21 protein-coding genes and 1 other RNA gene are annotated in these 26406 nt (G+C 50.3%); 6 read left to right on the top strand and 16 right to left on the bottom strand.

The genetic code is table 11. The annotated features are described in order from the left end of the window. Nucleotides 1-105: 105 nt before the first annotated feature. Together BUB94_RS05675 and tnpA are read left to right on the top strand one after the other, a co-directional pair. A complete protein-coding gene (locus BUB94_RS05675; RefSeq protein ID WP_073235007.1) occupies nt 106-3252 on the top strand; it encodes a GH116 family glycosyl hydrolase in 3147 nt (1048 codons plus the stop codon). Between the two features lie 194 nt (nt 3253-3446). After that, a complete protein-coding gene (tnpA, locus tag BUB94_RS05670) occupies nt 3447-3884 on the top strand; it encodes an IS200/IS605 family transposase (RefSeq protein WP_073234963.1) in 438 nt (145 codons plus the stop codon). A 187-nt stretch (nt 3885-4071) separates the two neighbouring features. On the opposite strand, the gene BUB94_RS05665 is transcribed toward tnpA, so the two are convergent. From BUB94_RS05665 to BUB94_RS05655, 3 genes are read right to left on the bottom strand one after another with little or no spacing between them, the layout of a single operon-like run. Further along, nucleotides 4072-4863, bottom strand: coding sequence for an SIMPL domain-containing protein (locus BUB94_RS05665; RefSeq protein WP_073234960.1), 792 nt, complete (start codon nt 4861-4863; stop codon nt 4072-4074). Between the two features lie 59 nt (nt 4864-4922). Continuing rightward, nucleotides 4923-5513: a hypothetical protein gene (locus tag BUB94_RS05660; RefSeq protein WP_139260144.1), complete on the bottom strand. Its 591-nt coding sequence runs from the start codon at nt 5511-5513 to the stop codon at nt 4923-4925. Nucleotides 5514-5547: 34 nt separating this feature from the next. Further along, nucleotides 5548-7095, bottom strand: a complete 1548-nt coding sequence (locus BUB94_RS05655; protein WP_139260143.1) for a glucuronyl esterase domain-containing protein — start codon at nt 7093-7095, stop codon at nt 5548-5550. 161 nt (nt 7096-7256) lie between these two features. On the opposite strand from BUB94_RS05655, the gene BUB94_RS05650 reads away from it, so the two are divergent. Further along, the gene (locus BUB94_RS05650) at nt 7257-8141 is read left to right on the top strand and encodes a phosphoribosylaminoimidazolesuccinocarboxamide synthase (RefSeq protein ID WP_073234952.1); all 885 of its coding nucleotides are present in this window, start codon (nt 7257-7259) and stop codon (nt 8139-8141) included. Nucleotides 8142-8622: 481 nt separating this feature from the next. On the opposite strand, the gene BUB94_RS05645 is transcribed toward BUB94_RS05650, so the two are convergent. From BUB94_RS05645 to BUB94_RS05585, 13 genes are all read right to left on the bottom strand, one after another. Further along, nucleotides 8623-9432, bottom strand: coding sequence for a hypothetical protein (locus BUB94_RS05645; RefSeq protein ID WP_073234949.1), 810 nt, complete (start codon nt 9430-9432; stop codon nt 8623-8625). Between the two features lie 253 nt (nt 9433-9685). Next, nucleotides 9686-10045, bottom strand: a transfer-messenger RNA (tmRNA) gene (ssrA, locus tag BUB94_RS05640). A gap of 175 nt (nt 10046-10220) precedes the next feature. After that, nucleotides 10221-11282 carry an SDR family oxidoreductase gene (locus BUB94_RS05635; RefSeq protein WP_073234946.1) on the bottom strand — a complete coding sequence of 354 codons (1062 nt, stop codon included), beginning with the start codon at nt 11280-11282 and terminating at the stop codon, nt 10221-10223. A 133-nt stretch (nt 11283-11415) separates the two neighbouring features. Further along, a complete protein-coding gene (locus BUB94_RS05630; protein ID WP_073234939.1) occupies nt 11416-12591 on the bottom strand; it encodes an iron-containing alcohol dehydrogenase in 1176 nt (391 codons plus the stop codon). 97 nt (nt 12592-12688) lie between these two features. Continuing rightward, complete coding sequence (locus BUB94_RS05625) at nt 12689-13867, bottom strand: histidine phosphatase family protein (RefSeq protein WP_073234936.1); 1179 nt, start codon at nt 13865-13867, stop codon at nt 12689-12691. Between the two features lie 358 nt (nt 13868-14225). Beyond that, nucleotides 14226-15107 carry a YicC/YloC family endoribonuclease gene (locus BUB94_RS05620; RefSeq protein WP_073234934.1) on the bottom strand — a complete coding sequence of 294 codons (882 nt, stop codon included), beginning with the start codon at nt 15105-15107 and terminating at the stop codon, nt 14226-14228. A gap of 145 nt (nt 15108-15252) precedes the next feature. Then, nucleotides 15253-17043 (bottom strand): homoserine O-acetyltransferase MetX, encoded by a 1791-nt coding sequence (locus BUB94_RS05615; protein ID WP_083538131.1) that lies wholly within the window; start codon nt 17041-17043, stop codon nt 15253-15255. A gap of 51 nt (nt 17044-17094) precedes the next feature. Then, nucleotides 17095-17970, bottom strand: a complete 876-nt coding sequence (locus tag BUB94_RS05610) for an NAD(+)/NADH kinase (RefSeq protein WP_073158203.1) — start codon at nt 17968-17970, stop codon at nt 17095-17097. A gap of 8 nt (nt 17971-17978) precedes the next feature. After that, nucleotides 17979-19355 carry a 3-phosphoshikimate 1-carboxyvinyltransferase gene (locus BUB94_RS05605; protein WP_073234931.1) on the bottom strand — a complete coding sequence of 459 codons (1377 nt, stop codon included), beginning with the start codon at nt 19353-19355 and terminating at the stop codon, nt 17979-17981. Beyond that, nucleotides 19355-20494: a prephenate dehydrogenase/arogenate dehydrogenase family protein gene (locus tag BUB94_RS05600; protein WP_073234928.1), complete on the bottom strand. Its 1140-nt coding sequence runs from the start codon at nt 20492-20494 to the stop codon at nt 19355-19357. The genes BUB94_RS05605 and BUB94_RS05600 overlap by 1 nt, the downstream gene beginning before the upstream one ends. A 3-nt stretch (nt 20495-20497) precedes the next feature. Continuing rightward, the gene (locus tag BUB94_RS05595; RefSeq protein ID WP_073158195.1) at nt 20498-20752 is read right to left on the bottom strand and encodes a chorismate mutase; all 255 of its coding nucleotides are present in this window, start codon (nt 20750-20752) and stop codon (nt 20498-20500) included. Nucleotides 20753-20810: 58 nt separating this feature from the next. After that, the gene (locus tag BUB94_RS05590) at nt 20811-22244 is read right to left on the bottom strand and encodes a glycosyl hydrolase 53 family protein (RefSeq protein ID WP_073234925.1); all 1434 of its coding nucleotides are present in this window, start codon (nt 22242-22244) and stop codon (nt 20811-20813) included. Between the two features lie 70 nt (nt 22245-22314). Then, nucleotides 22315-22935, bottom strand: a complete 621-nt coding sequence (locus BUB94_RS05585; protein WP_073234922.1) for a hypothetical protein — start codon at nt 22933-22935, stop codon at nt 22315-22317. Between the two features lie 242 nt (nt 22936-23177). Here BUB94_RS05585 and BUB94_RS05580 point away from each other — a divergent pair, with 242 nt between their 5' ends. The 3 genes from BUB94_RS05580 to ung all read left to right on the top strand — a co-directional run bounded on the left by BUB94_RS05580 (nt 23178) and on the right by ung (nt 26259). Next, nucleotides 23178-24521, top strand: coding sequence for a class I SAM-dependent methyltransferase (locus BUB94_RS05580; protein WP_073234919.1), 1344 nt, complete (start codon nt 23178-23180; stop codon nt 24519-24521). Between the two features lie 374 nt (nt 24522-24895). Continuing rightward, entirely contained in the window at nt 24896-25579 is a 684-nt protein-coding gene (locus BUB94_RS05575) for a CAP domain-containing protein (protein ID WP_073234916.1), read from the top strand. Between the two features lie 2 nt (nt 25580-25581). After that, on the top strand, nt 25582-26259 hold the full coding sequence (ung, locus tag BUB94_RS05570; protein ID WP_073234914.1) for a uracil-DNA glycosylase: 678 nt from the start codon (nt 25582-25584) through the stop codon (nt 26257-26259). Nucleotides 26260-26406: the final 147 nt, after the last annotated feature.

The raw sequence follows: 26406 nt of genomic DNA, 5'->3' as shown, positions 1-26406 counted from the left end.
TGAACAGTTGTAAACACTTTCGTCGCTTTCCTTATGGTCTGCGGTTTTAAAAATGCTATTTTTATTTTTGAAAAAATTTTAACCCTCCATTCAATGGAAATCTATATGAGCACTAAAGAATACCTTGCCGGCGCCAAGATGGCCGGTTCCGTCCAGAAGCTTATGACCCCGGGTCTCGCCGTGGAATTCATCCAGCCCTGGTATACCCCGCTTTCTACCACTCCGTCTACCACCGGTATCGCAGTGGGCGGCATTGGTTCCACCTTTACTGCAACTCCCGCAGGCACCACTCCCGTAATGAACGTGATGCCGGGTGTTCAGGTTCGCACCGAAAAGGCTTCCGACCTCCGCTTCAACAACTTCTTCTTCCGTGAAGCAGTCATCAGCGACAAGGCTGCTCTGGCCATCCACAACTTTGCAGCATTCACCACCTACCTGGGCAAGTTCGCCCTGGTTGACGCCAAGGGTGCAGCCCTCTTCACCGCAGCCGACCTGGCCGACCAGAAGAAGGCTGAATCCAAGCTGAACAAGATTCTTTCTGACAAGGAATTCCTGAACAACAACTCCGCCGCTTTCGAACGCTGGCACATCCAATGGAGCGACCGCACCGCTGCAATTCTTTCCAAGAAGGGCGCAAAGGTTGAAGAAGTAAACCGTGCCGTTGTCATTGATTTCTTCGATGGCGTTGTTGGCGAAAAGATCGCTCGTCAGGGCGCATTGACTGCCGCATGGGCAGACGATACCACTTTCCTGGGTCAGGAAGGTTACGATGCATCCAAGATGCAGTACACCGCACTCTACCCCGTTAGCGAAACCAAGTACGAAGGCAAGGGCGTCCAGATTACCAAGACCCAGTCTAGCTACGTGACTCCGGGTGATGAACGCCTCTCCAGCCTGCCGGTTAGCGCAACCGTGTTCACTCTGGAAAACACCACCAAGGAAACTCGTGAAGTGACTTTGGTCCAGGTGCAGGACAGCCTCTGCGGCTACTATGCCCGTAAGGATCGTCAGGGTGTTCAGGACTCCAGCTTCGTCCTGGTTCCCATGGCCAAGAATCCCAAGGCAGTTCAGTTCGACAAGGAAGTTGCCGATGGTCGCCAGGTTCGCGGTATCGAATTCTACAACGAAGAACAACAGCCCGCTAGCGATTTCAACGGCTGCATGGGCATCTCTGTGGCATGGAACAAGAAGGACAACCTGAACGTTTCCGTGAAGCCCATGTTCTATCAGGACGACGCAGCCGCTACCGTTAAGGCAGCACTCCAGAGCGGTCGTCTCTCCAACACTTTCGTGAAGAACGTCTACAGCGGTCGTGAAACTATCGCAGGCGCCATCGCCGTGACCGTCGTTCTCAAGCCCAAGCAGAAGGTTTCCTTCCAGTTCAACACCGTTCTGGACTTCCCCGAAATCAAGCTTGTAAAGCTCACCAGCCAGAAGAAGTACACCGCCTTCTACCCCGAAGCATTCGGCCGCGTAGGCGCTATCCTGGAAGAAGCCCTGGCAGCAGACAAGACTTTCGACGCACGTCTCAAGGCATTCGAAGCTCTGGTTCCCAAGGCCAAGGTCGCTAAGATCTACAAGGAAGCCAAGAAGCAGGTTGAATTCAAGAGTCTCGCCATCAACACCCTCAGCTTCCTGGCCGAAGCCACCGTTTGGGACAAGGACGATCGCTTCCTGGTTCGCGAATGTGCTGACTATCCGTTCTTCAACTCTCTGGACGTTTACTTCTACGGCAGCTTCAGCCTGCTGGCTCTCATGCCCCGCCTGGACGGTGTTGTGATGAAGCGTTTCGGTGACGCCATTCTCGCTGTTAACGAAAACCGCCGTCGTCATCACGAATACGTGAACCTGCCCTTCGCCGATCTTCCGGATCCGAAGCTGGAAGGCCCCCGCGCTGTTCGCGGCGCCGTGATTCATGACCTGGGTAGCCCCTTCGATGCAGAACCGGATGCCTACGACTGGCACAACGTTAAGGAATGGAAGGATCTGGCTCCCAAGTACGTTTTGATGGTACTCCGTCACTTCCACAAGACTCAGGACATGCAGTGCCTGGCCGACTGTAAGGAAGCTGTCTACGCCGCCATGGAATATCTTGAAAAGATGGTGAATGAAGGCGAAAACTTCCCGCTGACCCACGGTACCGACGACACCTTCGACAACCTCAGCTCTCACGGTATTTCCGTTTACTGCGGTTCTCTCTGGATTGCTGGCCTCCGCGCAGCAGCAAAGATCGCAGAACTCCTGGGCGACAAGGAACAGGCTGCCAAGTGGAACGAAAAGTCCATCGCCGCCAACAAGGAATTCGACGAAGCCCTGTGGGACGAAAAGGGCGGTTACTACCACTTCTTCGTTACCCCCATGGAACTGAAGGACATCAATACCGAAAAGTATGCAGAACTTCGTGAAGCTGTCAAGGAATCCATTGAACTGCCCGAATGCCCCAAGGCTGGCGTTGCAGCAATCAATGCCTGGCTGAATTCTGGCGAAATTCCGTCTGACGTCGAACTTTCCAAGTCCGAACTCCGCGGCCTCAAGAAGGCATGGCTCACCGCTCAGTGCAAGGAAGCCTTCAACGCCTCTTGGGAAAAGAAGGTTGCTAACGATTGCGACGACGTTTTTGTTGACACCCTCCTGGCAGACACCTACCTGCGCATGCTGGACCTGAAGCCCATCTGCGATGCAAACAAGGCCAAGAAGAACCTCCTGAAGGTCTTCAACACCAACTACAAGGCAAACAGCCCGCTGATCGGTGCCGCAAACCTTGTTCACAAGGATGGCAGCCCGCTGGATGAATTCAACTTCCAGGCTCACGACGTTTGGATCGGTATTCAGTACAGCGTCATGACCGCTTGCATGATGCACGGCCTCGTGAAGGAAGCCGCTGACCTTGGCGATTCCATGACCCGTAACCTCTACGACGAAGCAAAGGTTCCCTTTGCAGCACCGGAAGGCTTTAACGGTTCTTGCCGCCTCCACGCTGCCGCCCTGGTCGCAAACTTCGGTTTGTCTCAGGCCGCTGCAGACAAGATGCACAAGGCTCTCCTCGCTAAGGGCGCTCTCCTCGCCGACTCTCGCATCAGCCCCAAGCTCCCCCGCAACGTGGCCGCCTTCACCAAGGCTTACGGCGCCATCGCCAAGGATGCAAAGGTTGACGCAGAAAAGCTGTTCACCCTCATGCACAGCACCGCTCTGAAGTACACCGCCGGTAAGTACTTCCGTCCGGGCATGGTTTTCGCTCTGCTGTACAAGTAAGAGTAAGCCCATTTTTCCTAAAGGAAATTCAAGAAGCGTCTGGTTTCAGGCGCTTCTTTTTTGTATAAAGAAAACTACCGGCTAGGCCGGTAGTTCCGTAAAAGCCTTCTGGCGGTCATGGGAGAAAGAAATCCTTTGATTAATATTGAAATGCGGTCTGCAAGCTGCATCACAATAAAATCAAAGGATATAAAATGAATGATAGAAATAAATCGACTGCTCATACCACATGGAATTGCAAGTACCATATTGTGTTCGCGCCTAAGTACAGAAGGAAGATTCTCTACAATCAGAAACGAGAGATCGTCGGAAAAATCCTTAGAAAATTGTGCGAATGGAATGATGTTGAGATAATTGAGGCCGAAGTCTGTCCAGACCACGTCCACATGCTGGTTGCCATACCGCCGAAACTCTCTGTTGCGAGTTTTATGGGATATTTGAAAGGAAAGAGCAGTATTGAATTGTTTGACATCATCCCGGAACTGAAGAATAAGTACCGAAACAGGGTCTTTTGGTGCCGTGGTTACTACGTTGATACGGCTGGTAAAAACGCAGATCGTATCAAGGCGTATATTCAGCAACAGTTGGAGGACGACAAACTGGGCAAACAACAGTCAATGTTTGGCGGTTAGTGCCCGTTTACGGGCGGCCTAGTAAGGACCCTTGCAGGTGGCAGTTTACCGTGCGTGCCCTTGCACGCCGCTAGTATCGTAGGGCTACGCCCGTATATGAAGAACCGCCGGCGGGTCACTTTTTTGCGTTATAAAAAAACTCCCCCGCAAACGCAGAGGAGTTAAAAAAGACAAGAGCCGAAATAAGCTACTGCTTGATTTCTACCACCAACCTGATTTCTGCGGAAAGCGTTACGGAATCAGCAATGGCGTTCATGTCGGCGGAACGGTTTAAGCGGGCGCCCTTCATCATGGGACCGTTAGACAAAAGCATCACATCGCCGGCATCATGCATAACCACACCGTCACTATAGCCGGTACCGATATTGATGATCTTGCCCAGCTTGGCACCAACGCTGCCTGCATACATAGCAGCCTTTTCCATGGCCTTCTTGCCGGCGGCATCGACGATGGACTTCTGCAGAGAATCCGTATTCTTCAGCGTGGCGATGGTACGGCCCACATCAATATCAAACTCGATAGACAAGGCTTCCACCAGGTTAGCAGCGTTCTGCTTATCGTCTACGGTAATGGAAAAATTCTGAGTGCCGTTATATTGAACAAACTTGCGAACGCCTTCGCGATAGGACCATTCCTTACGGAGTTCAACGCTGTTCTGCTGAACGTCACTCTCGGGAATTTCCAGTTCTTTCGCAATGGCAAAAATCTTATTGCGACGTTCCCCCATCTGCTGAGAAAGAACGCTCTTGTCTCTGTTGGCCATCTGAATGGAGGCGTAAACCACAAACTGATTCGCCTGGAATTTCTTGAATTCCGTGGCATTCACTTCGATGGACGGCGTTACCATCTGAGTGTTGACAGGAGCATTTCCCGGCACCGCAACAGGGACTGTATTATCGGCAGCACTCTTCTGGTTCACAAGAATGAAACACAGGACAGCCAAGGCCACAATAACCAGATATGAAAATTTTTGAGACATGAATCACCCAACCTTTTTTAATTAAAAATATAACGTTCCCAATTTGCTGAAAAAAAATATTATTTCAAGGCGCACCCGCCAGCGATCATCACCAGATCCATCTGCATTTTTTCGGGTTTTTCGAAAGCGGACTTCACCAGGGATTTTACAGTATACTTTTTGGTAATTTCCTTGTAGGTACATTCACAGACGCTGCGGGCGGCCTCACCACTTTCGGCGACGCACTGGTTCACGAAAGCCTTTCCCATTTCGGCTGTAAACTTTTCGGGCAGGCAGGGCGCAATCACGTCGAAGCCCCACTTGTCAAAGCCATCGTCGTTGTCGGTGGTGGCCAAGGCATAAAGCAGCTTGTCATTCTTGATCAGTCCGTCATAGGCGCAATTGCAGGACTTGGCAGCCTGTTCCGCCCCGAGAAGTGTTGCGGATTCTGCCGTACACTGTTCCGCAAAGGAATTCTTGAACATTTCGTTATTCAAGAGCATACGGATCATGGCCATATCCTCTTCGGTAATTTCAAAAGCGGGCATGGTCGTCGCAGGAGTGGGCGCAGACGCCTTGGGGTCAATAGGAGCGGCTTTCGTCGGAGCCTTCTGACCAAAAACTAGAGAAACGGCCAATAGGGAAAAAAATGCTACTTGTACAAACTTCATGGAATACAATATACAAATTGCATCCACATCCAAGCTAATTCAAGTCTGGAGTTTCCCAGTCGATCCACTCGGACTTATTCCACTTGATCAACTCAGAATTCTTGGTGTAGTCGATCTTACCGGTCTTGATACCTTCCTTACCAACCAGGAACTTGTTGATGAAGTCCTTGACTTCGTCAAACTGTCCATTAGGCAGTGCACAGTGAGCGTGGCCGCCTTCCTGACTATAGGTATAGTTGTCGCTTGCGCCAAGAGCGTCGTACACTTCCTTGGAAGCCTGGCCACAATAGTTGGAGGGAACTTCGCCAAGCCATTCCTGGCCGGCATTGTCAATGATCAGCAAGGGACGAGGAGCCACCATAGCCACAAGCATGTGCTGGTCGAAGGGCAGAGTGTTTTCGCGACCGTCGTAGTTCTTGAAGGTGGTCTTCATCCAGTTGCCTTCGGAACCGGCACTGTTCAGGCCCTGAACAAACTGCTTACCCTTCTGCTTATTGACCTGTGCGCCAACGCGCCAGAGGGAGGCGCCACCGGAACCGGATTCCTGGGGAATGGTGAGGGCGATACGGGTATCGAAGGCGCCAACGGCCAAAGCCCCCTTACCCCAGCGAGAACAACCGGTAATACCAAGACGCTTGACATCGATACCGGCTTCCGGATATTTTTCAAGAGCATCGATCAAACGGCTAACGCCCCATGCCCAGGCCATGATGGTACCGGCGCTGGCATTGGATCCGTAAATGTCGTAGAACTTGCCGCTTCCACGATTACTTTCGGGAGCCACGTTATCGGGGTTAAAAATAATCTGGGCAATATCAAGTCCATCGAGTGATTCTCCCAGACTTCCACAGGTATTGCCCATAAAGCCACCGCCAAAGCCAATCATGGCGGGCTTCGGATTATCCTTGGTTCCTGCACCACTGATGTTTACAGCAAAGGAAGCTGTATTTCCCTTGTCGGTTACGGTCACGTAAAATGTGCTTCCTGCAAGTTTGCCTTCCACCTTTTCAGGGTTACGAGGCTTGTCACCGTACATGATCTTTTCGTACATGGCGCCGATTTCTTCGCGGCGGCAGGTCCATTCAGCCTTGGTGGAAATTCGTGTACCAGCCAAAGTCTTAAACGGGTCAGGCAATTTAGCGTTTTTCAGGGAAGTGGGAATTTCACCAATGGTGCATTCACTACGGAAGTCTTCCTTGAATGCCGGGGAGTGTTCCACAGCGGGAGTGCTGGAACTAGACGATTCCTTGACCTCGGCAGAGCTAGAAGACTGTTCTTCTGCGGAACTTTTAGCATTTTCAGTTTCGCTTACAGAAGATTCTATTTCCTTTGCAGAACTTTTGGGAGATTCTTCCTTTGCGCTGGAGGAAGATTTCTTCTGCTGATTACCAACAGAGGAACTTGATGAATTTTTTGCAACGTCGGAACTAGCAGGTTTTTCGTCAGATGATTCGCTGGAAACGATGGTTTCTTCGCCATTTTCAGCCCCGGTGGAGGAGCTACCGTCATCAGAACAGGCGTTTAAACCTAGCAGGCCCAAAAAAGCCAGAGTAGACACAGCCAATATACTTTTCTTGTTCATACAAAAACCTTACGGTAGTACTTGATGGCCCAAAATTAGTTTTTTCCGCAATCTTGTCAAACAACATCCATGGTTTGTCTTAAGACATTTCAATTTTAAGGAGCAACTTAAGATTTTAATCACTAAACAAAAACCGGCCGTTTTACTAAATTATGGCTACTATGAGCTTAAAATTCGAAACCCCGATTACTGAAGTCCCGCTGTTCCACCAGGGTAAGGTACGTGATATGTACGACCTGGGCGACAGCTTCCTGATGGTTGCTAGCGACCGTCTTTCCGCCTTTGACGTGGTTCTCCCCACCCCCATTCCGGGTAAGGGCAAGATCCTGAACCAGCTCTCTCTGTTCTGGTTCAAGCAGCTTGGCATGAAGAACCACCTGATCACTGCAAACGTGGACGAATATCCGGAAGTGCTGAAGAAGCACGCCGACTACCTCCGCGGTCGCTCCATGATCGTGAAGAAGGCTCACCGTCATTCCGTGGAATGCATCGTCCGCGGTTACATCGTGGGTTCCGGCTGGAAGGATTATCAGAAGACTGGTCGCATTTGCGGTCATGTGCTCCCCTCCAACCTGCAGCTCTGCGACAAGCTTGAAAACGCTCTCTACACCCCCAGCACCAAGCCGGATGTAGGCCACGACGAAAACATCAGCTTCGAACAGACCTTCGAAATCGTTGGCGAAAAGGTTGCAACCGACCTGAAGAACATGTCTCTCGACATCTACACCAAGGCTCGCGACTACGCCGCATCCAAGGGCATCATCCTGGCAGACACCAAGTTCGAATTTGGCGAAATCGACGGCGAAACCGTTCTTATCGACGAAGTTCTGACTCCGGACTCCAGCCGCTACTGGCCTGCAGACAAGTACCAGGTCGGCAAGAACCAGGAAAGCTTCGACAAGCAGTATATCCGTGACTGGCTGGAAACTCTGGACTGGGGCAAGTGCTATCCGGGTCCCGAAATTCCGGCAGACGTCGTGAAGAACACTCTCGACAAGTACATCGAAATTTTTGTTAGACTCACAGGAAAACAGCCCGAACTCTAACAAAAATTTGTCCTGTTGAAAAATCAACAGGACGATCCCGGATCAAGTCCGGGATGACACGTACGTCTCACTGGCAAGCAGCCGGAACTGTAATTCCAGAAGTCAGGCCGAAACCAATCGGCATTGACTTATGAAAAAGATCTGTCACGACAGGTCTTTTTCTTTTTTGACGGGGACACGGATTAAACCTTGGGCCAACGATAATTTTACTAACCAAATTGAGTTTTTTGCACATTTGGTAGGTAGTATCCCAAACGCCTACTTACCAAACACTCCCTCCCCATAGATTTGGTTAGTAGTATTTTAGTTTATTCGTAAAGGTTTTTATATCCAGTCAGGGAAAGATACTAACCAAAATTGATTTCCATTCTTTTTGGTTAGTAGTTTTATTTTCACCGGCACTCAGCACACTCCAAAAAAACGGATTTTTACTAATCAAACCAGGCTATTTCGCCAACTTAGTTAGTAAAAGCCCCCTTTTTCAAAGTAAAAAGCGCTTGATTAACCGTTCCGCATAAGCCGGAGTCATTGGATGGTTTAAATTTTCCACCGAAATAATCAAGTTTCGCCCCACATCAAACCCTTTGGAACTAAGTTTGACAACCTTGGAAACAAATCCCTGCACATAATCAGGTTTGTCCATCAAGCCGAAATGTTCCCACAAAAATTCCTCACGGGTTCGCATATTCAAGCAAGTAAAATCAGGATACCAGCAAGATTCCGCCCCCATATTTAGCGGACATTCGTAGCGAAACGGAACTCCAAGACGATTCAAAGTCTCTGCAATAATCGCTTCGGACTTTGACCGAACCCGAATTCCCGAAGAAGTCACCTGTTCAGCCGAATCTTCCAAAAACGCCTTCCCCTCATAAGGGACCGAAAGCCAACGCTCTGCAAAAGCATCCTCTTGCAACACAGCCGGTTCCACAAGCGACATCCTATCATGGCCCATCGATGAATAGATTTTTTCCAAAGTCGATGGATGATACCGTTTCCGAACAAGTTCAAGGACCTTGATTTCATCCAAAATCTCCTTCAACATTTGCTCATCATAGCGTTTCTGCGCAAGAGACCTCACCTGAGCAAGTTTCTCCTTTGAGATGTACTCGCCTTCCAATTTTTTATTTGATTTCACCCAAAAATATTGAACAGCTCCATTGCTTTTCCCAAGACGAAGCCTTCCCGCGGGGGCCCTCTTTAACTTTTTACGAAGACGTTCCGCATACAAATTCAATTCCGCCAAACGTTTTTCAACAGCCGGCAAAACACAATCAACAGAGAGTTGACTCATGAGTAAATTCCTTTTCCCCTAAAAAACTGTTAAAACATATAATAACAGTGAAATCAACGAGAATCCAGGAATACCATTCCTTACGTCGGGCTTCACATTCCAGCAGCAATATACACATCTAAAAAAAGATGTCAAGAGAGAACCCCATAACCGATTCATTATGCAACCGGCAAGCAGCCCGAGCTGTAATCTGCAAATCACCTAGCGCTGTTTGTATATGAAAAAGACCTCGCTTTTAAAGCGAGGCCTTTTTTAGTGGAGGTGAGGGGAGTCGAACCCCTGTCCAAGATTTCATCCCTGTCCATTCCTACAAGCTTTCCCTTCGCATTTGAGATCTCGTCTAATCCACGCCCAAGAAGGTCGGCGCGAACTTTGACCAGCCTAGTAAATCTCGGGAACTGCACCCAGGCATTACAGTCCCCCATCCCATATTGCGTCCGGACGTACTACCCAATGGGAGTGGGTCGAGGCCCGGCGTAGCCGCTAATTAGGCTGCGAGTGCGTAGTTTTCTTCAGCACTTATTTTTTTTCAGACTTTTTTACGGGTGCCCTCGTCTGAGACCCCGGCTTGCAACTAACACTTCAGTAACCCTGTCGAAACCAAAGCACCCCCAGGTGAGTGTCGCGAAAATGAACTTGTTCATTTTCATGACCGAGCCGCAGGTGCTACTGTCCAAAGGACAGAAAGCACCCCCGTTGGGGGACCCAGAGAGTTGAAGACCTCCTCTCAAGGTATCTCAAATATAGTAAAATATTCGCTTAAACGGGCATGCCAACCCTTGGCGCGGCTAGGACTTGCTTTGCAATATGCTTTTCTTCGTCCGTTCCACGGCCTCAATTACCTTGTCGCACCATTCGTCGAATTCCGGGTCCTCTTCCTGCAATTCCGGATGGGTCAGTACATTCTCGATGGTCTTGCGGATTCCCTGATCAAAGCGTGTGGTGGCGCAGAAACCAGGCACAGCCTTCTTCAGTTTGGAATTGTCGAAAACCACGGAATTGGCCTTGTCACCAAGGAGGCTTCCCGTAAAGTCATAGCCAAACGGGTCCCCCACAGCGGCCAGGAACTCAGATGCCACATGGACCGCCTTCAGTTCTACGCCCAGCACATTGGCAATGCTCTGGTATACCTGATTCCAAGTGACGGTTTCATCGCTGGTAATCTGGAAGCTTTCGCCGATGGCGTGAATGTTTCCCATCAGTCCCACGAAGCCCTTGGCGAAATCGCTGTTGTGGGTCATGGTCCAGAGGCTGGTTCCGTCTCCGTGAATAATTACAGGTTTACCTTCAAGTATGCGCTTGGCCACCTGCCAGCTTCCCTTCTTGCCGTGAACGCCCAGAGGAATCTTGCGTTCGTCGTAGGTATGGCTGGGGCGCACGATGGTAATGGGGAAACCTTCTTCGCGGTACATTTTCATCAGGTACTCCTCCCCCGCAATCTTGTTACGGGAGTATTCCCAGTAAGGGTTAGCCAAAGGAGTTCCCTCGTTAATTCGGTAGTCAGAAAGAGGCTTCTGGTAGGCACTGGCGGAACTGATGTACATGAACTGCTTGGTCTTGTTCTTGAACAGTCGGTAGTCACGTTCCAGGGCGCTGTAATGGAAGGCAATAAAATCGCAAACCACATCGAACTGCAAGTCCGCAATTTTAGAAGCCACTTCAGCTTCATCGTAAATGTCAGCGGTAATCTGCTTTATTGCGGGAGTTCCGTCCGCCAACACAGCCATAGGCAAATCCGCGGCGTTTCTATTTCCGCGATTCAGCAAATAGATTTCCCATCCCAGTTCTACAGCCAGGCGAGTAATGGCCATGCTGATGGTTCCTGTTCCACCGATAAATAATGCGCGCATAATATGAGTTTGTTAAAGTTCAGGTGTGAGGTTGCTCCCCTTACAGGGGCGCTTTGGGGTATGAGGTATCTATGGAGAAAATTTGCCTCATACCTCTAGGCACGAAGTGCCGACCTCATACCTCACAGCTAAATTAAACTGTTGCCTTGGCGGCAATCTGATAAACCTTAGTCACGTCGTCGGCATTCAGCGGCTTAAAGCCCCAGCCATTACCCGGATTCAGCTTACGCACCATTTCGGGAATGTCTTCTTCCTTGGCGCCAAGTTCAGCAAAGTTGATGGGCATGCCGATGCTCTTGAGGAAGCTGCGGAATGCGCGAATACCTGCGCGAGCCGTTTCTTCGGGCTTTTCGAAATTCATGGCGCAGCCGAATACACGAGTAGCCATCTGGCAGAAACGCATCACATTGTGGTCCATGACGTATTCCATCCAGGAGGGCATAATGACAGCAAGACCTGCACCGTGGGCGCAGTCATACATGCCAGAAAGTTCATGTTCGATGGCGTGGCTGTTCCAGTCCTGACCGCGGCCAACACCGACGATATTGTTATGAGCCACCATGCCTGCCCACATGATGTTGGCGCGGGCTTCGTAGTTGTTGGGGTCAGCAATAACGCGGGGAGTTTCCTTCACCATGGTCATGAGAACCGCTTCGCAAAGACGGTCGGTAACTTCCACTTCGGTAGTGTTGGTGAAGTAACGTTCAAAAACGTGAGCCATGATATCGGTTGCACCGCAGGCAGTCTGATAGGCCGACAATGTGCAAGTGAGAGCCGGGTTCAGCACAGAAAAACGGGGACGGATGCAATCGCCACCGGCACCGCGCTTCAGCATGCCATCTTCCTTGGTTATGACGGAGTCGCCGGAACCTTCGGAACCTGCAGCGGCAATGGTCAGCACTGTACCCACCGGCAAGGCAACAGCCGGAGCGGCCTTTCCGCAATAGAAATCCCAGAAGTCCCTTTCGTAGGGAACGCCCATGGCAATAGCCTTGGCGCTATCGATAGAAGATCCGCCACCTACAGCGAGAATAAAGTCAATTCCTTCCTTGCGGCAAATTTCAATGCCTTCGTAGACCTTGGTATCCAGCGGATTAGGGTGAACTCCACCCAGTTCTACGAAAGGAACGCCTGCGGCATCGAGGCTTGCCTTAACGCGGTCAATCAATCCGGAACGAACGGCAGAACCGCCACCGAAATGAAGCAAGACCTTGGAACCGCCATGCTTTTTTACCAATGCACCGCATTCATTTTCGCGGTCGCGGCCAAATACAAATTCCGTAGGACTATAAAAGTTGAAATTTTCCATTAGGACCCGATCCCTGTTAAAGTTTTTATAAAAAATACCCTTTTCTTTAAAGAAAAGGGCAATTTCATCAAGTAATTTTGTTCACAAAAGAAACCAGCTATTCCATGGTCCCCTTGCTCCTGCCGCAAACGGGAATAATGCGGACCTCATTCTTGTCGTTGACTATAAAGGCGACACCAGCCAGGTAATTAATCCACTGCTTATTGCTTTGGGTTTCATAAAAACGCAAATTCAGCTGTCGATCTGTAGCCCATGCCACCAGAGGAACCACCAGCAGGTCATGGGAAATGGCCACGTTCAGCTTGCTCATGCTATCGTAATCCCCGGCCAGCAAATTCTGCAGTTCCACCATCTTTTCGTTGAGATCGTAGAACACGCCCGTGTAGCCCCCGGAATAGGCCCAGCGAGAGAAGACAATCCAACTGCTGACATCGCCTTTCTTCTGCACATACAGTTCCTCATCCTTGATCAGCCAGGAATCCTTCAATTCAGCCAAGGTGTCGTTTTCGAAGGAAGACAAGCCCATCCCCTCAGCAATGTAGGCACAAGTTTCATAGGAACGTTTGATCTCGGTATTATAGAAATGGACGTCCGTAAAGTTCTTCAGTTTTTGACCAAATTCTCGAGACTGATTCATGCCGTTATCGTTCAGACCACCCGACGCAGAATAGTCATTGCCTCGTTCGGCGTGGCGCAAGATCAAGGTTGCCTTTTCATTATCCTTCAGGCTTTCAAGAACGTCCTCGACGCGAACAAAATACGCCATGGGAGCCTGAGCCTTTACATAAAGTGTATCCTTCTGGACAACAGTGTCAATGGAATAGATGGTATCCTTGCTAAAAATGGAATCCAGAACCACCAAGGTATCCAGCTGATAAAGGGTATCCACATGGAAAACGGAATCCAGCCGAACCAAGGTGTCGTAAACCACCAATGTGTCGGATGCAACCACCAGAGTATCGTTATTGACAAGGGTATCCTTTACAACAAGAGTGTCCTTAACGACTAAGGTATCATTTACAACTAAAGTGTCCTTGACGACCAACGTATCTTTCAAGGTTTCGCCAGGCATTTCCTTGACAACAAGGGTGTCCCTGATGACCAAGGTGTCCACTCGAGAAACGGGAATGGTTTCGGGATCCACCGTTTCAACAACTTCTGTTGTATCAAGGCAGGCGGAAAAAAGCATTGCGGCCAGAGAGAACGCGCCGGCGGTCAACGCAGAACGAATCGTGGGGATGTATTTCACAGAATCCTCATGAATTTGACGGTGCATAAAACCAAAACTCGGATAAAATTTAATTCTTATTACTAAAAAATTACAGAGTTGAATCCAAATAAAAAAATAAAGTGTGTAAAAAGCAGTAAGTACCGCAAACAAAAAAGGGTTGGACACCTTACGGTATCCAACCCAGGGGGGTTAGGAGGAGCTCTTTAATGCAATCATTTAGCAAAAAATCTTTTGAACTTAGTCTAAAAACGTCATACGACGCAACTTGTTCCTTCTTCGTTCTTAAATATAGAACAGGAATTCAATTTTGGGGAAGATAACCCGCAAATTTCCCATAATTTATAGTAAAAAAAACTTCAGGATCACTCCTGAAGCTTTATTTTGCTCAAAAAAAATGTTCTGCTTAGGCGATATTGAGAGACTGTTCGCGGATGCATTCCACTTCGTTCTTCAGTTCAATAGCGAGAGCGGCAATTTCAGCATCCTGGCACTTGGTCCCCAAAGTGTTTGCTTCGCGGCCCATTTCCTGAAGGATAAAGCCAAGGTTCTTTCCCTGGGCGCCACCTTCCTTGAGGGCGTTCAGGAACAACTTGTTATGACTCTTGAAGCGGGTGATTTCTTCCTTGATGTCCAACTTGTCTGCCATGATGCAGGCTTCCTGCAGCAGACGGACTTCGTCGATTTCGGAATCCTTCAGAAGCACGTTGATGCGGTCGCGGAACTTGACCTTCCAGTTTTCGATGCGCTTGGGATCCAGCACTTCAACCTTTTCGAGAACGGCATTCAGATGGTCCACGCGGTTTGTCAAGTCGGCTGCCAGGTTAGCACCTTCCTTGGCACGCATTTCGTTCACCTTCTCCAGGGCCTTGTTCAGTTCGTCGGCCAAGTGCTTTTCAAGAGCTTCGGTATCGGCACCGCTGTCGGTAAACTGCAGAACTTCAGGCAGGGCCATGATGTTTTCCAGTTTGATATCACCGGCAATTCCAAATTTGGTCTGCATTGCCTTTGTGATTTCCACAAACTTCGCAATGGCCTGTTCGTTGTAGGAAACGGGAACATTACCGCCAGTGCCTGCACCAAGAGTAACGCTAAAGATCACAGAACCGCGAACCAGCTTTTCCTTGATCTGATTCTTGAAGGAATTTTCAAGATAAGCCAGGTTCTTGGGAAGCTTGCAGCTGATGTCCAAAAAACGGTTATTCACGCTACGAACTTCAATCACACAAGGTGCGCCCTGGAACATGGACTCACTCTTGCCAAAACCAGTCATCGATAAAATAGCCATAATTAGTACCGAGCTCGTGCTTCGCACTTTCAGGAAAGAGGTCGCTCGCACAGCTCGCTTTGAGGTTAAACAATTGACGCTTACGCGTTTTTATAATTTTGCGCCTACGGCGCCATTCTCCAGCTCAGAACTCACGCCTCACAACTCACTGCTTACTTACCATTGCAATTACGTGTTCGGCGCCGAAGTTCTTGAGGCCAACGGCGGTCAGGAACTTGCTAAGGCACTGTTCATTCTGGAACGCCATCTTCTCGATCTTAAGGCCTTCCTTTTCGCAAAGGGTGTAGAAATCCTTAACGGTGAGCAAACGAATGTTGGGTGTGTTGTACCATTCGTAAGGCAGTTCCTTGGACTTGGGCATACGACCGTGGAGCATCAGGGAACCGCGGGCAGACCAATGACCGAAATTGGGGAAAGTCACGATAACGCGCTTGGCCACGCGGAGGATTTCGCTGAGCAAGGCCACCGGGTCGCGAATTTCCTGGATGGTGCGGTTGATAATGGCGTAGTCATAGCTGTCGCTTTCAATATCAGAAATACCGCGTTCATCCAAATCGCGCTGGACCACGGGGACGTCGTTTTCCAGACAGTCCATAATGTCCTTCATGCGCTTTTCGATACCAAGGCCAATCACATTCTTGGTACGGCGGAGGTAATCGATCAAGTCGCCGCTACCGCAACCAAGGTCCAGCACGCGGCTATTTTCCTTGACCATGGAACCCAGCAGTTCAAAATCCTTCTGGTCGTGGAAAACAGGAATGGTCTGCTTGCCAGTCAAGGCTCCATACTTGCTATCCAGGAATCGGCCTACCGCCTTACCCAGATCTTCATCTTCGATGAGGAAGCCATCGTGACCGAACAGCGTATCCAATTCAAGGCTAGTCACGACCTTGCGATCGTTCAGCAAGGCGCTCGTAATACGGCGGGATTCGTGGGGCGGGAACAACCAGTCCGTAGAAAGGTTCACGTTCAGCACTTCGGCCTGCACATTCTCAAAAGCCTTTTCCAGGGAACCGTATTCCGTTTCCAGGTCGAAGCTATCGGTTGCATGGGCAATATGCAGGTAGCTGTTGGCATCGAAGCGGTCCACAAACTTCGCACCCTGGTAGCGCAGGTAGCTTTCCAGCGGCAGATCCAGGTCAAAGGGAGTGCTGTAAGTAATGGCGTGATTCTTGTGCTCATGATCCTGGGCGCGCTTGAACTTCTTTTCCATTCCTACGGCACTGAGGTAGGTAATGTGAGCCAGCTTGCGGGCATTGGAAAGTCCGACGTCCGGGTGAGCGGATTCATAATAATCGCCATTGTTGTAATTGGGGTCCTGGGTAATCACGTCGCGGGCCACAATTTCAAAACCGAGAGCCTGGCTGCTAAAACGGGGAGACGTTGCAATCAGAACACAACGCTTTACCAGTTCAGGATAGTAGATCGCCCACTTCATGGCCTGGAAGCCACCCATGGAACCGCCAATGACGCAGTAAAGTTCCTTGACTCCCAAATAGTCAGCCAGTTCCTTCTGGGCGTGGACCATGTCGCCGATGGTGATGGTGGGGAAAGTGCTGCCGTAGGGCTTGCCGGTGCGAGGATTGATACTTGCGGGGCCAGTGGAGCCCTTGCAGCCACCCAGAATGTTGCTGCACACCACAAAGAAACGATCCGTATCCACAGGCTTACCCGGGCCAATGAGAGCATCCCACCAACCGGGCTTCTTATCTTCGGGGGAATAATAACCGGCCACGTGGGCATCGGCGGTCAGCGGAGAGGTGACCCAAACGGTATTATTCTTTTCGGCATTCAACTTGCCGTAAGTTTCGTAACGAATTTCCAAAGCAGGAAGAGTCTTGCCATTCTCAAGCAAAAAACCTTGATCCCCATAATCCTTGTTAAAAGTCTGGGGAACAACCGGGCAAAGACTACCATTATGCAAAGATTCACTCATATGCATAAATATAGAAAAGCGGTAGGAAAATTTTATTTATCTAGAAAAACCTTAGGCTTTCTTGGGAGAGCCTGTCCAGCCCAGCTTTTCGCGGAGAGCGCCCACGAAACCCGTATGACGCATGCGGAGGAAGGTGGTAAAGGATTTGCTCTGAGTCAGAACGACATAATCATCCGGTTCCAGGGGAATACAGGTGCGGCCATCGAAAACCAAGTCCAGGGTCTTGCCTGCGGCCGGACGCAGCACCAGTTTTTTATCTGTAAGAGACATGACCAGCGGACGTACCGAAAGGCTACCGGGAGCCACAGGAGTCAGCACCACGGCATATGTGGCCGGATGGATAATGGGGCCACCTGCCGCAAGGTTGTATGCAGTGGAGCCCGTGGGAGTCGAAACCAGCAGGGAGTCGGCCCAGTATTCCGTATAGTCGGTACCATTGTATTCCACGTTCACATTCACCATACGTTCGGGAGCGTGGGCGCGGAAATGGACTTCGTTCAAGACGGTCTGCTTGGCAATGCACTTCTTACCGTGATACACAGAAGCGTCGATCATCATGCGGTCGCGGGTAGAATACACCCCGGCCAGCAAGTCATCCAGGGTCTGGGAAAGGCATTTGACGCGGGTCTCGGCAAGGAACCCGACGCGGCCAGCGTTCACACCCAGAATGGGAATGTTATGACCAAGAGCCATATGGGCCGCCGAAAGCACGGTACCGTCACCGCCAATGGCCAAAAGCAAGTCGGACTTCAGCAAGGCCTTTTCAGAAACAACCTTTACAGGAGCGCGAACCAGTTCCTTCAGGTTTTCAAGAGCCAGGAACTTGACTTCGGGGTGTTCACTCCCCCATGCGTGAATCTGCTTCAGCGCAAGAGCCAGGTCCGTACTCTTTTCTTTCCAAGCGATAATGCCGATAGTCTTGAACATAAAACACCTTACTTGGTTTCTGCCTCAGGCTTCTTGTTAGCTTCTTCGATAACGCGGTTCAACTTTTCGAGAACGCCAGGATAAGCCGTTTCAATCACGTCGCTATTAGCCACCGGTTCATCGTTCTGCAAGGCCAGCGAAAGAACGCTCAAGGCCAAGCCATTCTGAGGAACGTCTCCGCCGTCAAAGTCAGAACCGTTCACGATGGTTTCTAGACCGCGGATTACCAGGCCGTCATCGTAGACGCCAACTTCGGCACCGGTCTTACGGAGGTTTTCAGCCAGCTTTTCGTTAACGGGGCGCATCTGCTTGCGGACTTCCTTAGGCAGACGCAAAATGGTTTCGCCTTCGGCATAGCAAGCCGCCACCGCCAAGAAGGGAAATTCCTCAAGCCCCGTGGCAATCACATCTTCAGAAAAACGACGTCCCTGCAAGCGCTTGCCAGAAGCCAGCGTAAAGATTTCGATGTCACCGTACACGTCACCATAACGTTCGCGACGGCTGGTCACTTCGTAGCTTGCGCCCATGCGTTTCAGGCAGGTCAATGCCCCGGCGCGAGACGAATTCAATTCCACGTTCTTCAAAACAATTTGCGTGTTCTTGGGGAGCGTACCAATAGTCGCCAGCAAAATAAAGGCAATGGCCTCGGTGGAATCGCCGGGCACAAAATAATCGCGACCCGTAATCACCTTGGTCTCGGAAAGTTCCGTAAACTGGGTGCGTTCAATCTTCTGACCGCGGGCCATCATCATACGACGTTCCAGTTCGGTCAGCTGTTCCATGCCGCGGGTTTCGTACTTCAGGTTCACGCCAAAGTACATGAGCATCTTGGTCCACTGATCGTGAACCGAACCCTTTTCTTCGAAAGTGGTATAGTCGTTGCGGATCAAGGCGCGAAGCAGCAAGCGGTTGCGCATGGGGTAAGTAAAATTCCCCAGGGAATCCTTCTTGGCTACAATTTCGTCGGCGCAGAAGGTGAATACGAACTTGGCGGGTTCATCGGTAACGGGCTTTACCTTGAAATACTTCTGCAGCGTTTCCTTGGCAGAAGCCACCTGGGCAATACCGGCCTCGTCAGCTTCGGCAGCAAAGGTGTAAATCTGTTCTGCATCCTTAGAAGCTAACGTCCAAAGAAGAACGTTGGCGTCTTCGGCAAAATCCATAGGCAGCATGGAGGGCAGACTGTACTGAAAGCCCTTGCCTTCAAGAACCAGCTGGTGGCCCTGCTGTTCGTAGTTCAGTCCGAATTCCTTAAGGGCTTGTGCAAATTTTTCGGAGCCTGCGGCCCAGGCGAAGTCTTCCAGAACGGTACGGCCATTTACCAAGAGGGCCATCACCAGAGTGAGCTCCATGCGCTCGCGGTCGGGGTTCAGCAAAAATTCCATTAGCGTTCCTTAACGTCGTAATCCAAGGCGGTAAGAATTTGAATAGCGCGGCGGGCTTCGTCGGGCGTCTTGAAAGCCAGAAGCAAAGTACCGGCCACGTTTTCGCGGACTTTCATCAGTTCGATATCGCGGATATTCAGCCCCCATTCGGCCAAGGGCTTCAGCACGCTGAGCAAGGCACCGGGTTCATCCTTCAGGGGAACCGTAATTTCGGAGAAGGCGGCGGCAGCATTGCGGCCAGGAGCAAACAGGCTGGCGCGACCATCGTTTCCGGCCTTAAAGATGGACTCCAGATTTTCGGAGCAGTCGGCAGCGGCGGGAGTTCCGTCAGAAACCACCTGCAAGCTATCCATGGCGGCGATAGTCTTGTCGAGGCCGTCGCGGACTTCGCGGAGGGCAAGCGCCGTTTCGTTGCGGTTGGTAACGGCGATGTCATGCCACATGTTCCAGCCGCTGGCCGCAATGCGGGTCATGTCCCTAAAGGCGCGTCCGGCGTAATGCTGGTAGTTGTACTTGAGCAGACGTTCCGGCATGCTGGCAGCCAATGTGGAGCTGAGCATCTGGGGCATATGGCTAACCCAGGCCATGGTACGGTCGTGATGTTCCGGCGGGAACACAACGGAATGGGCACCCACAAAAGAAATCAGCTGAAGCAAGTCGGCATAGGCGGATTCTTCGACACCATCGGGCGGACACACAAACCAGTATGCGTTCTCGAAAATGCTGGGATCATTATATTCCATGGTGCGCTTCTCGGAACCGGCCATGGGGTGACTTCCCACAAAACAGAAAGGTTCAGGCAGCTTGGCACCCGCCTTGCAAATTTCAACCTTGGTGCTGCCAATGTCGCTGACCAGAATCTTCTTATGGCCGGCCGGCAACTGCACCTTAGAAAGAGCGTCGATAGTCTTCAGAATGTGAAGAATGGGGCTGCACAGCAAAATCAAGTCAGAGCCTTCGGCCCAGGATGCGGTATCATCGTAACCGAAAAATTCATCGGCCAACTTTACTTCGCGGGCGCGTTCCAAAGTAGAGGGGGAACTGACGGCACGAACGATAGTGGGCAACTTCGCCTGCTTAATGGCTGCGGCAACGGAACTGGCCAGCAAACCAAAACCAACGAGAGTAATGCGTTGCATTTTTTAGTCCTCAACCTTGCGGGTCTCTTCCATAATCACCTGGAAGATTCTCTTGATGGAATCAGAAGAAAGGGGGCCTTCGGTCATAGAGCCCACACGGTCCAAAACGGCCTGTTCACGAGAAGCATCCAGAACGGGCAAGCCCAATTCCTTTTTCAGTTTGCCAATCTCGGTTGCATAGGTGGCACGCTTATTCAGAAGAGCAATCAGCTCTCCGTTCAATTCATCAATACGATTACGCCAATCTTCAATCTTCATATAGAAGAATGTAGAAAATCTCCCCTTGAATATTTGGTGTAATCAAGAGGAGACCGCTCTAAAAAAGAACTTCGTATTCGTCAAAAGCCCGCTTGTTGGCCTTCAAATCGCCGCCCACCCAGTCAAACAACGCAGTGCCCCAGGCACCGGAACGTTCCGGCTCCCAGATGAATGCGCCCAGAGCGCGGGGCACCTGTTCCATCACCTGATGGGTCTTTACACGGGATCCGTCAAAGCCGTAATTATCAGGCGTTGAGGAACCATTGTATTCGGCAATAAGAAATTCCAGATTCGTGTAAGTCTTGCCCAAGTTGGTCATCAAGTTTTTCCAGGAATCGGGATTGCCATGCTCGTAAGCGGAGTAGGCGGAGAAAGCCATTACATCCGGCGACACCTTGGAATTCTTGATGATCGAAGACATCCACCAATCTACGGTATTTGTCTTGTGGGGACTTTCGATATGGAATACAACTTTTATGTTGTTCGAAATCTCCTTGACAGCCCGGGAACCTGCGGCCAGATATTTCGCCGTATTGGCGATTCCTGTTGCATTGCTCATGACACCGCTAACGGCCCCATCGGCCGCCTGAACGTTATTGCCCCAGCAATCCGTATTGCTCTTGGGAATTTCGCGGAGCATGCCGTTGGTAATTTCGTTACCCACCTGCACCATTTCGGGCAAGGCACCTGCAGCCTGCAAAGCCAACAGAACATCCTTGGTGTAAGCATAAACGGAATCGGCCATGGCGTCAGAAGTTCTTACACCACGCCAACGTTCCGGAATAATCTGCTTGCCCGGATCGGCCCAGTTGTCGCTATAATGGAAATCCAGCAGCAGCTTGAAACCCGCCGCCTTGGCCCGCTTTGCGTAAGCCACCACATGATCCTTGTCGCCAAACGCTTCCACATTTTGGGGGAATTCACCAGTCCCCTGATTGCAACCCGGAGCGGCATAGCCATACCTGGCGCTGGGGCCCACAAAAGTCTTTAGGCGGATATAATTGAAACCGTGATCCCAGAGCAAATCAAAAATATCCTTGGGCGATCCATCCACATCCAAAACACGGATACCCTTGGCTTCATATTCCTGCATCTGGGAAACATCGGCACCAAGGATTTTGGAATACTCGGGATGAGAACGCAAACTGGAAGAAGAACCGGGAAGCGGTTCGTCCAAAGAACTGCTGGTAGGTTCATCCAAAGAACTGCTGATAGGTTCGTCTGCGGAACTGCAGATGGGTCCGTCTGAAGAACTGCTTACAGAAGGTTCATCCGAGTAACTCAGAGGAATTTCGTCGGCAGAACTGCTGACGGACACGTCAACAAAACTACTGGTCAAAAAATCGTCAGCTGAACTTTCTGGAAGAACCTCAAAAGAACTTTCCGGCAAAGGTTCATTGCCCAATTCATCAGGCAACGCCTCAGTGGAACTGCCGCCGCACCCGATCAAAGCCAGTGCAGCAAACCCAATAATACCCTTAATCTTTCCCATACAGTTAAATTTACCCTTTTTACGGGGCAACATTCGTTAACTGTTGGTAAAAAGTCAGCAGTTTATCGTTTTACAGAACCACTTTCAACGTCATGGCGCAAAACACAATCGTCGAAACGTAGTTAAGGACCTTCTTGAGATAAACAAGATCCCTGGGCGCACGGAGGGAACCATCCTTGTAGTATACCTTGCCATGGAGCAACCAGAACATCTTTGCCTGAGATACCAAGGAAGGGCTGCCCAAGATAGACGTGTTTTCCATGACCGTGTACATGGCATTCCAATGTTTGCGCAGGATTGTACTGTTCAAAAGCATTCTGGGATTCTTATACAAGCCCAATCGGATAAACTGTACGGAATCGGCCCGATCGGTATCCGTTCTTGCAGGGTAAAGCCTTACGTCTACAGATCCGTTATCAAGCTGCATATATCTTAGGCTGGCGCCACTTTCCGACAAAGTAACACACGTCGGAGCAACCAGGTTTCCATCGATATCCCTAGAGACAACGCCCATATCGTAAGGGCGAGATCCCCAGAAAGCATCAAAGCGATACCGACTGGAACCTCCATCGCGCCCCTGGGGGGCAACGACGGCTTTGTATTGATCATTAAACCTGTTAGCCTTATCTTGTTTAAAGAATCGGTTAAAGGTGAACTGGCCGAAAAACTGAAAAGCATCAAATGCTTTCATTTTCTCATGTACATTCATACACTTACCTAAGATTGGGAATCCAACTACCAAAACAATAAATTTGACTCACCAATCCCACTGAATCAAATCTGGCGACAAAGATAAAAAATCTTAACATTCGTTGCGAGGGTGTCAACGATTACTTTTTTACTACATATCAACAACTTTTCAATACTTTTAGATTACTTTTAAAAACATTTTTCTAGCACAAATCCCTTTCAACAAAAGCTAAATTTGCAACAATGCTTTATTCCGACCTGCTCATATCCCCTGCCGTACAAGAATTCATCCTCAGCGCCATCAAGAAGAAGATGGATGCCCTGCAAATTTCTACAGCACTGAACAAGGCCGGATACAGCAATGAAGAACGGGCCGCCATCATGGACTACATGATGTTGGTCCCCAAATTTCGTGAAAAGTTTTTTGGCGAAGCCGGCAAGAAATCAGGCAGCGACGCCTTTTTGCTATGCGACCGCCTAGCTTTGGAACAGAGTACCGCCCAGGATATCGGCCGTTACAAGGCAAACCTGTGGCAAGCGGGAGCCGAAAACATTGGCGAAAGCCCGCGGGTACACGACCTCTGCTGCGGCATGGGCGGCGACAGTTTCTTTATTCCCCAGAATTTCAAAGTGACTGGCGTAGACCTGGACCCCGACCGTCTGCAGATGTACGCCTACAACACAGAAAATTTCCGCGGCGAATCCAGTTCGACGATCTCCGGGGACGTTCGAGAAATCGCCCGCAAAAATGGCGACTCCCCCGCACAAGAAAAAGCAGACTTCTTTACCATCGACCCTGCCCGCCGTGCCGTAGAAGGCGAAAACCAGCGTGACCTCCGCAATCTCACCCCCACCTTCGAAGAGGTTCTTGAAATTTCAAGGCACTACAAGGGCGGCATGGCAAAACTTCCTCCCGGCTACCCCACCAACGAAATTCCCCAGGATGCAGAACTGGTTTACCTAGGAAGCCACGCCGACTGCCGCGAATTGCTGGCGCTGTTTGGCGCATTGGCAAAGAACCCCGGAAAAGTTCGGGCCATCATGGTGGATAAAAACGGCGAGGTTGTAAAAGCCGCAGATGGTACGGATGCAATCTGGCAGGGAACGCTAACCGAGATACAGGCAGCCTCCAACAAGGACGCCGAACACGATCTGCCCGGCTGCGAAAGAAGTTTCCGCAACGCCACCAGCGAAAGCGACTTGCCCGTCGGCGAAGTTTCGGAATACCTGGCAGAACCGACGGCACTGCTGATCCGCAGCCACCTTTTTGGAAGCGTGGCCCAGGCCGCAAACTCAGACGCCCACCTGATTTCAGAAGGCATCGCCTACGTGGCAAGCGAAAGTCCGCTCCCCTCCCCCGCCTTTGCCAACTTCAAGATTCTTGACAACTGTGAAATCGCCACCAGCGCCGTCCGCGATATGCTCAAGCGACATAACATCGGCAAGCTGACCCTAAAGCTTCGCGGTGTAAAGGTAGACCCCACCGAAGAAATCAAGAGGCTAAAGCCCAAGGGCAAGAAAGAAGCCATACTTTTCTACACCCGTCACAAAGGCGAGAAAATCGCAATCCTGGCAGAACGAGTTTAAAAAAGACCTCCGGAGTTTTGAACTTCGGAGGCTTATTTTTTAGCGAATCGCCATTCCCCGTGAAAATGTTTCCATAACTTTTATAGAAACCCGTCGGATAGGCCGAAAAGCCATATTTAATTATCGATGGTCACAAAAAAAAACTCCGATTTTACATTTTATACAAAACATTTCCATGTTTTCATGGCTAGGTATCAGATACAAGATATGAGATATCAGATATGAGTTTTTATTATCGCGCCGATGACGCCTAATGTCACCCAGAGGGAGCACAGGGTCTCGTGCGGCCATGGGATTCTGAAACAAGTTCAGAACGACCCACGGCGAGAAGGTTTGTTGTGACATTCCGGCGTTCTTATATTATTTTTTCTTGTATGTTCAAGCTTTTCCCTATCTTTACAGTTTCTGCAGCATTGATGTTCGTTGCCTGCGGTGACGATTCCTCCAGCGTTTCTGTCCAAGACGAAACCTCATCCTGTTCTAATTATCAGTCTGCGGAAACATCCTCCAGTTCCCCAAAAGAAGACGGAAATATTAGCGCAAGCAGTTCATCCAACAACGGATCTTCCGCAACCCCGGCAAGCAGCGAGTCAACGACCGTTCCGGCAAGCAGTGAAACTGCAGAAGCATCGGATTGGCGCAGTTACTGCCTAGACGTAATTAACAAGTACCGCGCCACAGAAGGTCTGACGTCCCTAGTTCTTGCCCCCGAAGCAAAGCAGACTTGTGTCGAAGAACAGGCCGCAGCCGACCTTAAGGCAAACTCGGCCCATGGTCATTTCGGGGACTGCGGTGAATTTGCCCAGAACTCCGGCCCCAACATCTCACTTTCCTGGATGGGAACCGAAGAGAAAATCGTGGACTACTACCTAGAAATGATGTGGAACGAAAAGAAGTTGGTGGAAAGCGGCCAGCGCGACCCCAACAAATCGGAAGACTACTCCTACATCGGTCATTATCTCAACATGAGCAGTACCAAGTACAGTTCCGTCGCCTGCGGCATCGCAAAATCCTCAGACGGAAAGACCGGCTGGTTTAACGTTAATTTCCACAAGTAGTTATGGCTGTAAAACTCGAAGAATCCTGGCTGAACCTGCTCAGCGACCAATTTGAGCAGGATTATTTCAAACAAATTAAGAATACGCTTTTAGACGAACGCGCCAAACAGCATGTGGTGTATCCGCCGGCCTCTAAAATTTTCGCAGCGCTGGACTTCTGCCCTGTAGACAAGGTCAAGGCCGTTATCATCGGACAGGACCCGTACCACAACCCGGGTCAGGCCCATGGCCTCTGCTTTTCTGTACCCATGGGAATCGAGCCGCCCCCTTCGCTGATCAACATTTTCAAGGAACTGCACGACGACCTGGGAATCAACCCGCCGCCCCATGGCAATCTGGAATCCTGGGCTCAGCAGGGGATCTTGCTTTTGAATGCATCCCTGACAGTTCGCGCCCACCAGGCCGCAAGCCACGCGGGAATCGGTTGGCAGCAATTTACTGACACCATCATCAAGAGGCTTTCGGCCACCCGCGAAAACCTGGTGTTCCTTTTGTGGGGCAGTTTCGCCATCAAGAAGCAGGAGTTGGTGGCTCCCGGCCGCGGGCATCTGATCTTGACCGCACCCCACCCCAGCCCCCTTTCGGCCTACCGCGGTTTCTTTGGTTGTAAGCACTTCAGCAAGGCAAACGCCTACCTGCAAAGTAAAGGGCTGGAGCCCATTGACTGGTCGATTGAGTAGTAGGAAGTAGACAGTAGGTAGATGGGAGTTTTTTTATCGTGCCAACGACGCCTAACGTTATATCATATCTTGTAATTCGTAATTATTCACTGTTCACTCTTCATTGTTCGCTGCCCTTATCTCTCCCCTTTTTTTATATTTGAGCTC

Source organism: Fibrobacter sp. UWH9 (assembly GCF_900129715.1).
In the GTDB taxonomy this organism is placed as follows: domain Bacteria; phylum Fibrobacterota; class Fibrobacteria; order Fibrobacterales; family Fibrobacteraceae; genus Fibrobacter.
Note: the sequence above shows the minus strand (reverse complement) of the source record. Positions and strands in the feature narration are given on the sequence as shown.

Bases quoted from the DNA above. Each gene is read 5' to 3' on its own strand.
- BUB94_RS05625 (WP_073234936.1), bottom strand. From the start codon at position 13,867: ATGCACCGTCAAATTCATGAGGATTCTGTGAAATACATCCCCACGATT.
- BUB94_RS05610 (WP_073158203.1), bottom strand. From the start codon at position 17,970: ATGTTCAAGACTATCGGCATTATCGCTTGGAAAGAAAAGAGTACGGAC.
- BUB94_RS05575 (WP_073234916.1), top strand. From the start codon at position 24,896: ATGTTCAAGCTTTTCCCTATCTTTACAGTTTCTGCAGCATTGATGTTC.
- BUB94_RS05630 (WP_073234939.1), bottom strand. From the start codon at position 12,591: ATGGAAAATTTCAACTTTTATAGTCCTACGGAATTTGTATTTGGCCGC.
- BUB94_RS05595 (WP_073158195.1), bottom strand. From the start codon at position 20,752: ATGAAGATTGAAGATTGGCGTAATCGTATTGATGAATTGAACGGAGAG.
- BUB94_RS05675 (WP_073235007.1), top strand. From the start codon at position 106: ATGAGCACTAAAGAATACCTTGCCGGCGCCAAGATGGCCGGTTCCGTC.
- BUB94_RS05650 (WP_073234952.1), top strand. From the start codon at position 7,257: ATGAGCTTAAAATTCGAAACCCCGATTACTGAAGTCCCGCTGTTCCAC.
- BUB94_RS05600 (WP_073234928.1), bottom strand. From the start codon at position 20,494: ATGCAACGCATTACTCTCGTTGGTTTTGGTTTGCTGGCCAGTTCCGTT.
- BUB94_RS05615 (WP_083538131.1), bottom strand. From the start codon at position 17,043: ATGAGTGAATCTTTGCATAATGGTAGTCTTTGCCCGGTTGTTCCCCAG.
- BUB94_RS05635 (WP_073234946.1), bottom strand. From the start codon at position 11,282: ATGCGCGCATTATTTATCGGTGGAACAGGAACCATCAGCATGGCCATT.
- BUB94_RS05605 (WP_073234931.1), bottom strand. From the start codon at position 19,355: ATGGAATTTTTGCTGAACCCCGACCGCGAGCGCATGGAGCTCACTCTG.
- ung (WP_073234914.1), top strand. From the start codon at position 25,582: ATGGCTGTAAAACTCGAAGAATCCTGGCTGAACCTGCTCAGCGACCAA.
- BUB94_RS05660 (WP_139260144.1), bottom strand. From the start codon at position 5,513: ATGAAGTTTGTACAAGTAGCATTTTTTTCCCTATTGGCCGTTTCTCTA.
- BUB94_RS05645 (WP_073234949.1), bottom strand. From the start codon at position 9,432: ATGAGTCAACTCTCTGTTGATTGTGTTTTGCCGGCTGTTGAAAAACGT.
- BUB94_RS05585 (WP_073234922.1), bottom strand. From the start codon at position 22,935: ATGAAAGCATTTGATGCTTTTCAGTTTTTCGGCCAGTTCACCTTTAAC.
- BUB94_RS05665 (WP_073234960.1), bottom strand. From the start codon at position 4,863: ATGTCTCAAAAATTTTCATATCTGGTTATTGTGGCCTTGGCTGTCCTG.
- BUB94_RS05580 (WP_073234919.1), top strand. From the start codon at position 23,178: ATGCTTTATTCCGACCTGCTCATATCCCCTGCCGTACAAGAATTCATC.
- BUB94_RS05620 (WP_073234934.1), bottom strand. From the start codon at position 15,107: ATGGCTATTTTATCGATGACTGGTTTTGGCAAGAGTGAGTCCATGTTC.
- BUB94_RS05655 (WP_139260143.1), bottom strand. From the start codon at position 7,095: ATGAACAAGAAAAGTATATTGGCTGTGTCTACTCTGGCTTTTTTGGGC.
- tnpA (WP_073234963.1), top strand. From the start codon at position 3,447: ATGAATGATAGAAATAAATCGACTGCTCATACCACATGGAATTGCAAG.
- BUB94_RS05590 (WP_073234925.1), bottom strand. From the start codon at position 22,244: ATGGGAAAGATTAAGGGTATTATTGGGTTTGCTGCACTGGCTTTGATC.